Below are 14739 nucleotides of genomic sequence, written 5' to 3' on the forward strand. Positions count from 1 at the left end.
TGAGGAGAACCAGGAACTTGAGGACGTCCAAACCGACGTACCTGCTGCTGACCGCACTCGTAGCGACCGCCGCAATCAGCATTGGGCTGATCGGCTGCACAGCCGCCGCGCCGATGTCGGAACAGTACCAGCAGGGCAGTGAACGAAGCGGCACTTCTGATGGCCGCATCGTCGAGATTCCGGTCGACGAGCGTGGCGCCGCCGTGAGCTTCAGCGGCACCACCGAATACGGCGACCCGGTTTCCAGCGACGACTACGCCGGAGAGGTGTACGTCGTGAACTTCTGGTACGCCGCCTGCGGCCCCTGCATCATCGAGGCCCCCATGCTCGAGGAGGTCTGGCTGAACTACCAGGATGAGGGCGTCGGGTTCCTCGGTGTGAACATCTACGACCAGCCCGCAACCGCCGTCGCCTTCGCCGAAGAGAACGGCATCACCTACCCGAGCATCATCGATGTGAACGACGGCCGCGTCAAGCAGGCCTTCGCCGGCGTCACCCCGATCCAGGCCACGCCCACCACGCTCGTGCTCGACCGCGAGGGGCGCGTCGCGGCCCGCATCATCGGGCAACTCGAGTCCGCCTCCATCCTCGACACGCTCGTCGCCGACGCACTCGCGGAGACGCCATGAACCCGAGCGATCTCGTTTTCGACGGCGCACTCTGGGCGGGTGTGCTCATCGCCGCACTCGCCGGCTTCGTCTCCTTCGCCTCCCCCTGCGTGCTTCCGCTCGTACCCGGTTACTTCGGCTACCTTGGCTCCGCCGTCGCCCCCGTCGAGCCGAGCTTTGCACCTGCCCGCGGCACCACCGCACAGCGCCGCCGCCTGCTCCTGGGTGTTCTCCTGTTCATCGCCGGATTCTCCATCGTGTTCGTCACTGTCACCGTGCTCGGAGGTGTCTTCGGCCAGGTCTTCCTCGCCTATGCCGACATCGCCACCCGTATCCTCGGCGTCGTCGTGATCGTCATGGGGCTCGCCTTCGTCGGGGTCTTCCGCAAGATGCAGCGCACTGTCCGACCCCGCTTCCGCTCACGCCTGGGCCTCGCCGGGGCGCCACTGCTCGGTCTCGCCCTCGGTATCGGCTGGACACCGTGCATCGGGCCCACCCTCGCCGCGATCATCTCCGTGTCGTGGAACCTCGGCGACCCCGTCCGTGCGGGGCTGCTCGGCGTCGCCTACTCGCTCGGCCTCGGTATCCCGTTCCTGCTGCTCGCCCTCGGGCTCGGCTGGGCCACCCGCTCGATGTCGTTCCTGCGGCGTCACATCCGCGCCATCAACATCGCCGGCGGAGTTGTCCTCGTCGTGCTCGGCCTGCTCATGGTAAGCGGGCTCTGGACGCGCCTCATGTCCTCCCTGCAGGGGGTGATGGCGAATGTCCAGCTCCCGCTCTGAGAACGATACCCTCCCCGCACGCCCAAGCGATCACGTCGACTCCACCGAACGCGGCAGCGGCGACGTCGGCCTCGGGTGGCAGGGCTGGCTCCGATGGGGGTGGCGGCAGCTCACGAGCATGCGCACCGCGCTCATCCTGCTCCTGCTCATGGCGATTGCCGCGATCCCCGGCTCGCTCTTCCCACAGCGCCAAGCCGACCCCAACGGCGTCGTGAAGTACTTCGACGACAACCCCGAGCTCGCCCCCACCATCGACAAACTGCAGCTGTTCGACGTCTACAGCTCGGCCTGGTTCTCGGCCATCTACCTGCTGCTGTTCGTCTCCCTCATCGGCTGCATCATCCCGCGGATCAAGCATCATGCGAAAGCGCTCCGCGCGCCGGCGCCGAAGACCCCGGCCCGGCTGCAGCGCATGGTCGGCTATTCCTCCAACGATCTGCAACTCGTCGATGATCGCACCTCCGAAGCCGACGTCGCCCAGGCCATCGCGATCGCCGAGAGCGAGCTGCGACGCCGCGGATACCGCACCGCCCGCTACGACAGCGCGACTTCCTGGTCGGTATCCGCCGAACGCGGTTACCTGCGCGAAACCGGCAACCTCGTCTTCCACTCGGCACTCGTCGGGATCCTCGTGACCGTGCTGCTGAGCACCGGCCTCAACTACACCGGCGATCGCGTCATCGTCCAAGGCACCACCTTCGTGAACAGCGAGAGCGCCTACTCCTCGTTCTCGCCAGGACGGTACTTCGACCGAAGCTCACTCACCCCCTACGCACTGAGCCTCGACAGCTTCGACGTCGAGTACGTCGACCCTGGGAAGCCCGGTGCGGGGCAGGCAGGCAACTTCGCTGCCCACCTCTCCATCCGAGAGGCCGGGGACGACGACACCCGTGCCGAGACCGTGCGGGTGAACGCACCGATCGAGGTGAACGGCGACCGCATCTACCTCCTCGGTAACGGCTACGCGCCGATGATCACGATCCGCAACGCCGCCGGAGACGTCGTCTACCAGGAACCCCAGCCCTTCCTCCCGCAGGATTCCGCGATGACCTCGCTCGGCGTGATCAAAGTCCCCGACGGTCTGCCTGAGCAGGTCGGGCTCATCGGCTTCCTGTACCCGACGCAGAGCACCTTGGACACCGGCGCCTACTACTCGGTGTTCCCCGACCTCTACAACCCGATGATGACGTTCAACGTGTTCACAGGAGACCTCGGCATTGACGACGGCACTCCGCGCTCGGTGTACCAGCTCGACACCCAATCGATGACCCAGATCACCGGCGGCGACACCGGTATCGACTCGATCGAGCTCACCCCCGGCGACACCGCCGACCTCCCGAACGGGATGGGAACTATCACCTTCGAGGATCTCACCGTCACCGAGGGCGCCGAAGAGTCGATCAAGCGCTTCGTCTCGCTGCAGATCCAGCGCGACACCGGCGCCACCTGGGTGCTTGTCTTCTCCATCCTCGCCACGGTCGGCCTCATCACCGGCCTCCTCGTGCCGCGCCGTCGGCTCTGGGTGAAAGCCACCCTCACCCGACCAGTCGTCGGCGGCCGCAAGGTCAAGATCGAGTACGCCGGCCTCGCCCGCGGTGAGGATCCAGGCCTCGAGCGCGCCGTCGAACAGTTCCGCACCAGCCACCTCTCGGCCATCGCCGAGCAACTACCGTCACCGCTTTTCAAGAAGGGAACCCCATGAACTGGCCCCCGCACACCGTGCAGAAACCGAACAAGAAGCTGAGCACCTCGCAGAAGGCGGCACTCATCGCCATTCCCGCCGTGCTGCTCATCGCGCTCATCCTGATCCTCATCTCGGTGCTCAACCGGCCCGAAGTCCAGGCGCCCGGCGAGGCGTCGAACAGCGGCGGAACGGGCGGCGGAACCCCCACGCAGAGCGAAGTGCCGCTCGTGCAGGAGAACTCGCACGTCCTCGACGACGCCGGCGAGGGTGCACCCGTGCTCGTCGAGTTCCTCGACTTCGAATGCGAGGCCTGCGGCGCCGTCTACCCGGTGATCGAGGAGATCCGCAAACAGTACGACGGGCAGATCACCTATGTCGCCCGCTACTTCATCACCAACCACACGAACTCCATGAACGCCGCCATCGCGGTCGAGGCCGCGTCGCAGCAGGGCAAGTTCGAGGAGATGTACCAGAAGCTCTTCGAGTCGCAGTCCGAATGGGCGGAGCAGCAAGACTCGCAGGCCGACAAGATCCGCGGCTACGCCGAGGAGCTCGGACTCGACATGGACGCCTTCGATGCGGCCGTCGCCGACCCTGCAACCCAAGCGAGGGTCGAAGAAGACCACAACGCCGGCATGTCGCTCGGCGTGCGCGGCACCCCGACGTTCTTCCTGAACGGTGAGCTGCTGCAACCCCAGACCGTCACCGACATCACCGACGCCCTCGACGCGGCGATCGCGGAGAGCAAGGAGTAGCCATGGATCTGCAACTGCAGGCCGCGCTCGACGAGTTCTCCGTGCTCGCCGTCTGGTCAGCGATCACGATCTACGTCCTTGCGTTCCTCGCCTTCGCCTACGACCTCTCGCAGCGCGCCTCGGCCGCACCCATCAAACAGCGGGAGGCCGCGCTCGTCGGCGCGGCCGGAGGCCCCGCAGCCTCCCCGCAGAACGGGGGAGGGGAGGGGAGCCTCCGCGTGCCCGGTGCCGAACGGTCACGGCGCTACTTCGCGCGCCTCGGTATCGCGTTCACCGCCCTCGGCTTCGCGCTCCATCTCGCCGCCACGGTCACGCGCGGGATCGCGGCCGAACGGGTGCCGTGGGCGAATATGTACGAGTTCGCCCTCATCGGCACCCTGCTGATCGTCGCCGTCTACCTCGCCGCCTTGCGCTGGTACGACCTCCGGTTCCTCGGCGTCTTCATCGTCGGCATGGTGGTGTTCTTCCTCGGTGGATCGACGATCTCCTTCTACGTCGAAGTGACCCCGCTGATGGATCCGCTCAAGAGCATCTGGCTCATCATCCACGTCTTCGTCGCCTCGCTCGCCACCGCGCTGCTCGCGATCGCGGCGGGCCTATCGACGATGCAGCTGCTGCAGGCACGCCGCGAGCGGATCAAGGCCACCGGGGGCGAAGAGGTTGCCCCGGATCGCGGCTACCTGCGCACGCTCCCGAAGGCCGAGGTGCTCGAGACGCTCGCCTACCGCTTCGCGATTCTCGGCTTCATCTTCTGGACGTTCACGCTCATCGCCGGAGCGATCTGGGCGAACGAATCCTGGGGCCGCTATTGGGGCTTCGACGTCAAGGAGGTGTGGACGTTCGTGATCTGGGTGATCTACGCCGGGTACATCCACGCCCGCGCCACCCGCGGCTGGCGCGGCACGAAGTCGGCGTGGCTGTCGCTCATCGGCTTCGCCACGGTGATCTTCAACTTCACCATCGTCAACCTCTACTTCCAGGGCCTGCACGCCTACTCCGGCGTCAGCTGAGCCGCCCCCGACCACACCCGCGATTCGAGCACCAGGAAGGAGGCCGCTGTGACGACCACGGACACGCTCCCGCTGCGCGACGACCCCGACGTGCCCCGCACGGCACTCGGGCGCGGTGCGCGCGAGCAGCGCACCACCACCACGGTGCGTCGCCTGCCGTGGGGCGCGGCGATCCCGATCGCCGCCGTCTCGGGCCTGCTGCTCGACGCCGCGTTCCCGAGCCTCGGCTGGTGGCCGCTCGCCTTCCTCAGCATCGCCGGCGGGCTCTGGACGCTCATGGGCCGCAGCATCGGGGGAGCGTTTCTCGTGGGTCTCGCCTACGGCGCCGCGTTCTACTTCACGCACCTCATGTGGGTCGTGCAGTTCCTCGGCCCGATCCCGTGGGTCGCGCTCGCCGGGGTCGAATCGCTGCTCTTCGCGCTCGGCGCGATCCCGATCGCCCTCGCCTACCGCTGGGGCGCTCTCCTCGAACGCCGCGCCACCCGCCGATTCCTACTCCCGGTGCTCATCGCGGTGCTGTGGGCCGCACGCGAGCTCCTCCTCGGAACCTGGCCCTACAGCGGGTTCCCGTGGGGCAGAATCGGCATGTCCCAGGCTGGTGGCCCCTTCGCCGAAGCCGCTTCCTGGGTCGGCGTCGCCGGCCTCACCCTGCTCATCGTCTGGCTCTGCGCGTGCGTCGTCGACTGGGCCGCCCGGCCCGCACCCCGGAGACGCGCCGAGCTGCTGCCCGCAGCGGTGATCCTCGCCCTGCTGCTCGTGCCGGCGTTCCCCACGACTGCAGCGGGCAGCCTCCGCGTCGGTTGGGTGCAGGGTGATGGGCCTGCCGGCTACTTCGACACGCGCAGCCCCGGCGATGTGCTCGCCGCCCAGCGGCAAGCGAGCGACGCACTCCTCGGTGAACCGATGGATCTGCTCGTGTGGCCCGAGGGTGGGGTCGATTCCGATCCACTGAACACCCCGGCCACCGCCCGCATCCTCGACGAGCTCGTCGCAAACGCCGAGGCCCCGCTCCTCATGAATGCGGCCACCGCGCGAGGCGAGGACACCTACAACACGTCGATGCTCTGGGAGGCCGGCAGCGCCGAGCAGATGCATGACAAGGTGAACCCGGTGCCCTTTGGCGAATATGTGCCCGACCGGTGGTTCTACGAACGCATCGTCCCCGACCTGGTCGGCCTCATCCAGCGCGAGTACACGCCGGGTACGAACCCGCCGCTCGTCTCCGTCGACGGCATCCAAGTCGGGCTCGCAATCTGCTTCGATGTCATCTACGACTCGGTGATCTGGGACGGGGTGCGAGGCGGTGCGCAGTTCTACGCCTTCCAGACCAACAACGCCGACTTCCGGGGCACTGACGAGAACCTGCAGCAGCTCGAGTTCGCGCGTATGCGCGCCATCGAGACCGGACGTGCCGTCGTGAACGTATCGACCGTGGGCACCAGCCAGATCATCGCCCCCGACGGCACCATCATCGACGGCGCACCCGCCGATTCTCCGGCGGCCGCCGTCACCGCCGTACCACTGCGCACCGGGCTCACCCCGGCCGTGCTCGTCGGCCCGACCCTCACCCTCATCATCCCCATCGCCGCGCTCGGCGGGCTCCTCGCACTGGGCCTGCTCGAGCGACGGAGCCGCACGACCTCCCTCCCGCCCGCGCCTGCCTCCGCAAAGGGCGGCGCAGCAGCCGAACTCCCGCCGAAAGCATCATGACCTACGAACTCCCGCACGACCCGCCCGCCGATGAGCGCACCGGCCCGTCGGCGCAGCCCCGAAGCCGCCGTCCCTCCCGCCGACTGCTGTTCGTCTACAGCTGCGCCATCGCCGCCCTCACGATCGCTGTCGACGTGATCAGCAAACAACTCGCCTTGCACTTCCTCGACACGGAGAACCGCATCCCCGTGCTCGGCGACCTCTTCGGGCTGCAGCTCGCCTTCAACACCGGGGCCGCGTTCTCGATCGGTGCCCAGCTCACCCCCTTCATCACGCTGCTCGGCATCGTCGCCTCCGTGCTCCTTATCCGGGCCGCCCTCCGCACGAAGTACCGCATCTACGCCGCCTCGATCGGGCTGATCCTTGGCGGTGCCCTCGGCAACCTCGCCGATCGCATCTTCGCCCCGCCAGGATTCGGCAGCGGTGCGGTCACCGATTTCCTCGCCTACGGTCACCTGTTCATCGGCAACCTCGCCGACGTCGCGATCGGGGCCGGCGTCGTGCTCTATGCCCTCGGTGCTTGGCGCCTCCACGCAGCCTCCCGCGCTCGAGATACCGACGATTCGGTCGAGAGCGCCGAGGCCGAACTGCCGACCAGTAGTCCCGTAACCACCCGAGCAGAAACGACGGACTCATGAGTCAGAAACAGCAGCCCCCGTCCTACCAGCGCAACGCGCTGCTCCCGGGATTCATCGCACTCGCCCTACTCATCGTCGCGGTCGCCTTCATCGGCACCGACTGGTTCACCGTCTTCCGCTTCATCATCGCTATCCTCGCGCTCATCGTCGCCTGGTTCGCGGTGCAAGCCCGCCACTGGTGGTGGGTGCCAGTCTTCGTCGCGATCGCCGTGCTCTGGAACCCCGTCTATCCGTTCAACTTCAGCGGCATCTTCTGGATCCTCGCCCAGCCCATCGCCGGCAGCGTCTTCCTGATCGCCGGAGCACTCATCAAACGGCCTCGCGACTAGAGACCCAGGATCCGACCGTTCACACTCCGCAGACAGGAGGAGCAGACAGATGAATATCACCTCAAGCGTTCGGAGACGCCGGCTCGTCGGCGCTCTCGCGGCCGCCCTGGTCGGCCTCGCCCTCTTCCTCTCGGGAGGGGCGACGCCCGCCCACGGGGTCGAGCTGCCCACCTGGGACGACGTGCAGGCCGCGAAGCGGAACGAGGCGGCCGCCGCCGCGAAAGTCACGGAGATCGAAGGACTGCTCGAGCAGAGCCTGGCGGAGCTCGAGCTGCTCCGGGTCGCGACCGAACAAGCGAACGCGAGCTGGCAGGACGCCGAGACCGCAGCAGCCGACGCCGCGCTCCGCGCTGAGACGCTCCAAGCGAAGGCCGACAAGAGCCGTGAGGAAGCCAACGTCGCCGCAGACCAAGCGGGGGTCGTCGTCGGCCAGATGTATCGCTCCGGCGGTATCGACCGCAGTGCCGACATGTTCTTCGAGGCCGACGCAGCGACCACCGACGCCCTGCTGAACCGCCTCGCGATGATGGAGCAAGCCACCCGGCGCAACACCACCATCGCCGCGAGTGCTGAGCTCGCCCGCAACACGGCTTCCTCGCTGGGCGAGCAAGCCGACGCCGCGAGCACGGAGCGCGATCAGTTGCGAGCCGATGCCGAACAGCTGGCCCAGACCGCCGCTGAGAACCTCGACGCACAGCGCACTACGTTCCTCGCGCAAGAAGCGCAGCAGCGTGAGCTCGAGGCGCAGCTCGCCGCTCTGAAAGACGCGACCACCGACACGGTCGCCGGTTACGAGGAACGCCTCCGCGCCGAAGAGGAGGAGCGCAGAAAGCAACAGAGCGGCGGAGGTGGCGGCGGTGGGGGTGGCGGCGGTACCCCCGGCGGTGCCGGCTGGTACCAGCCGGTGCCGATCTCCTGGATCTCCACCTACTTCCGGCAACCACCGAGTCACACCGGGCTCGATCTCCCAGCCGGCTGCGGCACCCCCATCGTCGCGCCCTCCTCCGGCACCGTCGCCGTCGCCGGTTGGGTCGACAACTTCGGCGGATACATGACCTACCTCAACCAGGACAACGGCTATCAGACCCGTTTCGCGCATCAGATCGGCACACCGCCGGTGGTCTCCGGCCAATGGGTGCCCGCCGGAGCTGTCATCGGCTACGTCGGCAACACCGGGATGAGCTTCGGCTGCCATGTCCACTACGAAGTGCTCTCCGGCGGCAACTTCATCGATCCGACCCCGTTCATCTAGCACGATGTCACCTCTAGACACCGCATCCGCTCAAGACCCGCCTCTGGCACGCCGACGCCCCATGCCGTGCCGCGCGCAGAGGCCGCAACCGGTGACGCCGCACTCGTGCCGGAGCCCACGACTCATCTACATGCAGGAAAGGGGACAAACATGAAGGCCGTTGGATATACCCACCCAGGCCCCCTCGACGAAGACGGGGCTCTCCGCGACGTCGAGCTGCCGATACCCGAAGCCGAGGAACACGATCTGCTGGTGCAGGTGCACGCTGTCTCCGTGAACCCGGTGGACTGTGCGATTCGCGCCACCGAGCAACCCCGCGCCGGGCAGCCTCGCGTTCTCGGCTACGACGCCGTTGGCACAATCGTCGGACTCGGCGCGTCCGTCGAGGACGAACCGCTGCTTGAACACTTCGCCGTTGGCGACCGCGTCTTCTACGCGGGAGCGATCGACCGGCCGGGCAGCAACGCCGAATACCAGATCGTCGATGCCCACCTCGCTGCTCACGCTCCGGCCTCGCTGAGCGACACGCACGCGGCGGCGCTGCCGCTGACAGCGCTCACCGCGTGGGAGCTGCTCTTTGACCGGCTCGAGGTGACGCGGCCCGTCCCGGGAGCCGCATCCGCAGTCGTCATCATCGGCGGGGGCGGGGGAGTCGGGTCGATGGCCATTCAGCTGCTGCGCGCCCTCACCAACGTCACCGTGATCGCCACCGCCAGCCGCCCAGTCACGAAGGCGTGGTGTGCGAACCTTGGCGCCCACCACGTCCTCGACCACCGCCGGCCGCTCACCCCACAGGTGGCCGAGCTCGGCCTCGGGGCGCCCGGCTTCGTGCTCTCCACCGCGGGATCCGAGGAGAGACAGGGCGACATCCTCGAACTGCTCGCCCCGCAGGGGCGCTTCGGGTACACCGATCACCCCGAGCTCGACGTGCAGCCGTTCCAGTCGAAGTGCATCTCACTGCACCCCGAAGACGTGTTCATGCGCTCTCGCTTGCAGACCCTCGACCTGGCCGAGCAGGGCGAGATCCTCCGACAGGTCGGCGAGCTCGTCGACGCCGGGAAGCTCCGCAGCACGCTGACCAGCACGCTCGGCGAGATCGACGCCGCGACCGTCGCCGAAGCCCATCGCCTCATCGAGAGCGGCACGGCGGTCGGGAAGATCACACTCGAAGGCTTCAGCTCCCTGCCGTAGCAGCGAGGCCGCCCAGCTGCGGGCGGCTCAGGAAAGGATGACCGGCATGATGCTTGCCGCCCTCACACTCCGTGTCGACTCCGGCATGCTGCGCACCCCTTGAGCGGCATGACGACACACACCGCCACCTCCGGGCAGGGCCCAGTCCACGGAGGACATGAGCGACCCCAGGAGCCGCCCCAATCGCAACCGGGCTGGTCGTTCCTGCGATCGCGCCGCTGGCTCGGGTACTACGTCCTCCTCGTCATCTTCTGCATCGTCTGCGTCTGGCTCGCTGACTGGCAGTTCGACCGGCGAGCCGATGCCCGAGCGGAGATCGCGCGCATTGAGCAGAACTACGACGCCGCAGCTATCCCGCTCGATGACGCTGTGCCCGACCCTGCTGGCTTCGACGAAGACACACTGAAATGGCAGACCGCCACCGTGCGCGGCGAGTACCTCGGCAACCCCTTCCTCGCCCGCAACCGACCCGGCCCCGAAGGGGTCGGCTCACATCTCCTCCAAGCTCTGCGCACCGATCAGGGGTTGATGTTCATCGTCGACCGCGGCTGGGTGCCGGTCAATGGCAACGAGGCGAATGCGGGCGACGCCTGGCTCGACAGCATTCCTGCAGCCCCAACCGGGCCGGTCGAGGTCGACGTGCGACTTCGGGCGAGTGAACCGCAGATCGCCGGGCGCCTCGCTCAGGGCAGCACGGTCGCCAGTATCAACTTGCCCGAGATCGCCCGGATCGGCGGTTTCGATGAGGCCTACACCGGGGCGTACGGCATGCTCATCGGGGAAACCCCCAAGGCCGAAACCGGGGTGCTCCCCGAGCCACCGGAGCGCGATGAAGGCCCGCACCTCTCTTACGCGCTGCAATGGTATGTGTTCATCCTCATCGCCGCCTTCGGCGTCGTCTACGCCGCCCGGCAGGAGCATCGCGGTCTGAATGCGGGCAGCGAAGCCGTGCTGCGGCAGCAGCGACGAGCCGCAGCGCGCAAGGCCCGGCGCGGCACGACCGACGCCGAAGAGGAAGACGCCTTCCTCGAGCAGTAGCGGTCGCCACCGGCCGCATGCGCCGGAGCGTCTTCCCGACCCGGGCCATCGAAAGGAGCAGGCGTGGAGATCGCCCTCTGGATCACGCAGCTGCTCATCATGTCCGCCCTGATCGCCGTCATCGGTGTCGCCGGCGCACCCCCGCGCGACAGCCGCGAGGATCCGACCGTTCGCGAGGAGCTCGACGACTTCGTCTACCGCTCGCGTCGGCTCGGCTCACGGCTCAAGCGCCGATGGCAGCAGCGCGGCAGGCGGAAGAAACGCCCTCCGCGTCGCTGATCTGTCGTCTTGCCGGGTCTTGCCTACACTGGACGATGCGGCTACACTAGTGAGTGCAAACCGGAGCATTCCAGCCCAGCGCTCGATAGCTCCGGCGGCCCCCGGTCTCTTGCTTCGGCTACCGGGGGTTGCTTTTTTCCACGGGCACGACCCGCAGCAGCGGCGCCAGCGGCACGGCATAGCCCGCGTCGCTCCCACGCTCAAGGTGGCTCTGCGCGAACGCCACGATGTCGGGCACCCACAGCAGCGGCTCCACTGACGGTGAGGTGAAGGTCACCTGCATCTGGCCGATCACCTGCGCCTGTCGCATCGTCTTGATCGTCCGCAGATCACGGGCCCGCTGTCCTTGGTGGCGTCGCTCCTCGGCCACGACGAGCGACGGCCGAGGCGTCAGCTGCCCCTCGTGCAGGTTCCCCAGCAGTGCCGTCAAGCATGCCTCGCGAGCGAGTTCATCGCCGCCAGGAGCATCTTCGATCGGCGACTGCACCGCCAACAGGAACGCTTCGTCCTCCTCGGCTGCGGCGAGGTAGCGGCAGAGCTCGTGGATCGTCTCCGCATCGCCCGCCGCGTGTGCCTCGCTCGTATGCCAGTAGCTTCCGCCGACGATCGACCCGAGATCGTCACGCACCGGCTGATGGAGTCGAACCGGCGACACATACGCGGTCGCGATGTAGAACGTGCGTGCACCGTGTGCGACCTCGGGGACGACGTAGCTCTCATCGACGAACGCCACATGCGCATCCGGTCGGAGACGACGGTAGGACTCGGAGAGCAGCCGACGCCGAGTCTCATCCGTGTGCGAAGCTGCCATTCCGCCATTCTCTCAAACCTCAGCCGGGCGGCGGGCGATGTCACCGCGGCGCGGCGTGCCGGTCAGCGTCGAACTCACTCATCCCCAGATCACCATCATGCGGTAGAGCATGACGGCGACGGCGAAGTTCACGACGACCAGCACGAGGTTCGCCGTGCGGCGACGGTCGACGAGCGCCCAGAACGCCGCACCGAACGGGATGAGTAGCGCGACGATGAGATACATCCAGAACTCGAGCGGATCCCCCACGACGGGATTGCCTGCGACAGGCTGCACGATGCCGACGACTACCTGCGCGATGAGCAGCACCCCGACAAGCAGGGTCGCGCCGAGGGTGTAGTCGTTGGGGCCTCGCTTGCGGGAGAACTCAAGGATGCAGACGAGCGCCGCGAGCAGGGCGAGGACGATCTGGGCAATGCCGAACCAGACGATCATGCGGCGAGAGCGGGGTCGACAGTCACGGCTCAAGGATATGCTGGCGCCGCTGCGCATTGCCCCCGGAGGAGCCAGGCGGCCCGCCGAACGACGAGAGCCGACCGATCAGAGCTTCCAGCGGCCCTTGCCCGACCAGCAGACTCCACACCACGGAGAGCACAATCGTGGCGAGCGTCATCGGGAGAAACGGGTCGAGATCGCGGAACGCATGCTCATGCGCGGAGCCGAGCAGGATCGTCGAGGCGAGGGCCCAGCCCACGATCTGCAGCACATAGGCCGTCAACGGCATCGACCCTACCGCCCGGAGCGGGAAGGTGAGCCACGGCAGCCGTCCGGCAGAGCACAGCAGCAGGCACACGCCGATCACCGCGATCGCGAAGCCGCCGCTCCCGATCGCCTCGAGCACGCCGCTCGAGTGCGGATCCGCCGTCCACCAGGCCTCAAGGAACGGTCGATCAGCCGACTCCTCCGACGACTCCGCGCCGGGGGAGAGACTGTATCCGGCTACCGCCAGCAACATGCCAAGGCCGAGTGCCGCCCACTGCACCCGCCGCGACCACATCCCCGCGCGCGCCAGACCGAGGCCCGCGAGGGTGAACGCGACCCACAGCGGAAACGGATAGTTCCATCCGATGTAGAGCCCGGTGAGCCAGCCTTCGTAGCTCTCCCACCACGGCGAGGCATTCGCCCACACCACCACGGGCGAAGCCACGAGCACGACGATCGCGGCTGCGAGGAACAGCCGTGAGGCGCGCTGCGCGAGCAGGGGGAGCGCCAGGACGAAGATGACCGCATAAGTCGGCAAGATGATCGCCGCCGGTACGTCGAGGCTGATGAGCAGCACGCCGATAAGCCAGATCAACAGCGCCCGGATCACCACCCGCAGCCTCGCCCGGCCGAGCCCGGCACCGCTCGGAGGCCTCGGGCCGCCCGTGGAGAGGCCGAGCGAGACGCCAGCGAGCGTGGCGAAGAGGATCGAGGAGCGACCGTTCACGATCGCCCCCCATGTCGACGGCTCCGTCCACGACAGCGAGCCGAGCCAGAGCAGATGCGCCGCCAACATGCCCAGCACCGCGAGCCCGCGAGCGAGGTCGACCCCCGCGACCCGGGCGGGGCCGTTCAGCCGCCGCCAGTTTCGTTCGATGCGGCGGCGCAGCGGAGTCGTGGGGGCGCTCGTCATGCTCCGCCGCCGATCCCGCGCCACTCGCTCATGGGTGCTTGACGCCCACCGGCTCGTCGTCGCTGATGTGCGCCGTCTCGATCTGGAAGGTCGAGTGGTTGACCGACACCTCGAAGTGCTCCGCTACGCACTCCTTCACCGCATGGAGCACTTCGGCAGCATGCCCGTCGGTGAAGCATTCATCCTCGACGACGACATGCGCGGTGATCGTCGGCAGACCGGTCGCGACCGTCGAAGCGTGCAGGTCGTGCACATCCTTGACGTGCTCGAGCTCGAGGATGTGCGCACGCACCTCGTCGAGATTGAGGCCCTTGGGGGTGAACTCCATGAGCACGCTCGTCGTCTCGCGCATCAGCTTGAAGGCGCGGGGCACGATGAGCGCGGCGATGAAGAGGCCGGCGAGGGCGTCGGCGCGCTGGAAGCCCGTGGTGGCGATCACGATGGCGGCGACGATCACGCCCAGGGAGCCGAGCGCGTCGTTGAGCACCTCGAGGAATGCGGCGCGCATATTGAAGTTTGCGCCTCGGCTCGAGGAGAGAATGAGGATGGCGGTGATGTTCGCGGCGAGGCCGACGATACCGAAGACCAGCAGCTCGGTCGCAGGCACCTCCGGCGGTTCGAATAGGCGCCGGATGCCCTCGATGGCGGTGTAAAAGCCGACCACGAGCAGTAGCGTCGCCTGCCCGAGCGCGGCGATCACCTCGATCCGGCGGAACCCCCAGGTGCGCGTCGACGTCGCCGGCCGCAGCATCAGTGTCGCCGCGATCAGCGCGACCAGCAGCCCCGAGGCGTCGGTGATGGCATGCGCGGTGTCAGTGAGCAGTGCGAGGCTTCCGGTGACGACGGAACCCACGGCCTGCGCGACGACGATCGTTGCGGTGATGCCGAAGGCGATCCAGAGCTTACGGCGATAGTCGCCGGGCTGTCCCGCCTCGGCCACGCCCGGGCCGTGATCATGTCCTGCGCCCATTCGAGATCTCCGTTCTCATTCGGTACTGGTCAATACACTTCACTATATAGATAACATCGTCGTTTGG

The 14739-nt window shown here is 67.5% G+C and carries 16 protein-coding genes; 12 read left to right on the forward strand and 4 right to left on the reverse strand.

From position 1 onward, the window contains the following. The first annotated feature begins 17 nt into the window (after positions 1-17). The 12 genes from P0D62_RS10485 (at position 18) to P0D62_RS10540 (ending at position 11276) form a co-directional block, all read left to right on the forward strand. Positions 18-629, forward strand: coding sequence for a TlpA family protein disulfide reductase (locus P0D62_RS10485; protein WP_275702566.1), 612 nt, complete (start codon positions 18-20; stop codon positions 627-629). Next, positions 626-1390, forward strand: a complete 765-nt coding sequence (locus P0D62_RS10490; protein WP_017883918.1) for a cytochrome c biogenesis CcdA family protein — start codon at positions 626-628, stop codon at positions 1388-1390. Before P0D62_RS10485 ends, P0D62_RS10490 begins: the two co-directional genes overlap by 4 nt. Then, positions 1371-3092, forward strand: coding sequence for a cytochrome c biogenesis protein ResB (gene resB / locus P0D62_RS10495; protein WP_017883917.1), 1722 nt, complete (start codon positions 1371-1373; stop codon positions 3090-3092). Before P0D62_RS10490 ends, resB begins: the two co-directional genes overlap by 20 nt. Then, positions 3089-3829, forward strand: coding sequence for a DsbA family protein (locus P0D62_RS10500; RefSeq protein WP_017883916.1), 741 nt, complete (start codon positions 3089-3091; stop codon positions 3827-3829). Before resB ends, P0D62_RS10500 begins: the two co-directional genes overlap by 4 nt. A gap of 2 nt (positions 3830-3831) precedes the next feature. After that, positions 3832-4839, forward strand: coding sequence for a c-type cytochrome biogenesis protein CcsB (ccsB, locus tag P0D62_RS10505; protein WP_017883915.1), 1008 nt, complete (start codon positions 3832-3834; stop codon positions 4837-4839). Positions 4840-4887: 48 nt separating this feature from the next. Next, positions 4888-6549: an apolipoprotein N-acyltransferase gene (lnt, locus tag P0D62_RS10510; RefSeq protein WP_017883914.1), complete on the forward strand. Its 1662-nt coding sequence runs from the start codon at positions 4888-4890 to the stop codon at positions 6547-6549. Beyond that, positions 6546-7187: a signal peptidase II gene (locus tag P0D62_RS10515; RefSeq protein ID WP_017883913.1), complete on the forward strand. Its 642-nt coding sequence runs from the start codon at positions 6546-6548 to the stop codon at positions 7185-7187. Before lnt ends, P0D62_RS10515 begins: the two co-directional genes overlap by 4 nt. After that, a complete protein-coding gene (locus P0D62_RS10520) occupies positions 7184-7516 on the forward strand; it encodes a DUF6804 family protein (protein ID WP_017883912.1) in 333 nt (110 codons plus the stop codon). The genes P0D62_RS10515 and P0D62_RS10520 overlap by 4 nt, the downstream gene beginning before the upstream one ends. A gap of 49 nt (positions 7517-7565) precedes the next feature. Continuing rightward, positions 7566-8768, forward strand: a complete 1203-nt coding sequence (locus P0D62_RS10525; protein WP_024356171.1) for a M23 family metallopeptidase — start codon at positions 7566-7568, stop codon at positions 8766-8768. Positions 8769-8918: 150 nt separating this feature from the next. Next, positions 8919-9959 (forward strand): zinc-binding alcohol dehydrogenase family protein, encoded by a 1041-nt coding sequence (locus P0D62_RS10530; protein WP_024356170.1) that lies wholly within the window; start codon positions 8919-8921, stop codon positions 9957-9959. Between the two features lie 108 nt (positions 9960-10067). Further along, positions 10068-10997, forward strand: a complete 930-nt coding sequence (locus P0D62_RS10535; RefSeq protein ID WP_017883908.1) for an SURF1 family cytochrome oxidase biogenesis protein — start codon at positions 10068-10070, stop codon at positions 10995-10997. A 63-nt stretch (positions 10998-11060) separates the two neighbouring features. Next, positions 11061-11276 (forward strand): hypothetical protein, encoded by a 216-nt coding sequence (locus tag P0D62_RS10540; RefSeq protein ID WP_017883907.1) that lies wholly within the window; start codon positions 11061-11063, stop codon positions 11274-11276. A gap of 118 nt (positions 11277-11394) precedes the next feature. Here the strand turns inward: P0D62_RS10540 and P0D62_RS10545 are convergent, their stop codons facing one another. The 4 genes from P0D62_RS10545 to P0D62_RS10560 all read right to left on the reverse strand — a co-directional run bounded on the left by P0D62_RS10545 (position 11395) and on the right by P0D62_RS10560 (position 14672). After that, on the reverse strand, positions 11395-12087 hold the full coding sequence (locus P0D62_RS10545; RefSeq protein WP_152485643.1) for a hypothetical protein: 693 nt from the start codon (positions 12085-12087) through the stop codon (positions 11395-11397). 78 nt (positions 12088-12165) lie between these two features. Further along, on the reverse strand, positions 12166-12522 hold the full coding sequence (locus P0D62_RS10550) for a hypothetical protein (protein ID WP_017883905.1): 357 nt from the start codon (positions 12520-12522) through the stop codon (positions 12166-12168). A gap of 22 nt (positions 12523-12544) precedes the next feature. Further along, positions 12545-13702 (reverse strand): heparan-alpha-glucosaminide N-acetyltransferase domain-containing protein, encoded by a 1158-nt coding sequence (locus P0D62_RS10555; RefSeq protein ID WP_024356168.1) that lies wholly within the window; start codon positions 13700-13702, stop codon positions 12545-12547. A gap of 28 nt (positions 13703-13730) precedes the next feature. Next, the gene (locus P0D62_RS10560; protein ID WP_024356167.1) at positions 13731-14672 is read right to left on the reverse strand and encodes a cation diffusion facilitator family transporter; all 942 of its coding nucleotides are present in this window, start codon (positions 14670-14672) and stop codon (positions 13731-13733) included. Between the last annotated feature and the right edge of the window lie 67 nt (positions 14673-14739).

Origin of the sequence: Tessaracoccus caeni, assembly GCF_029211185.1 — a bacterium.
Classification (GTDB): domain Bacteria; phylum Actinomycetota; class Actinomycetes; order Propionibacteriales; family Propionibacteriaceae; genus Arachnia; species Arachnia caeni.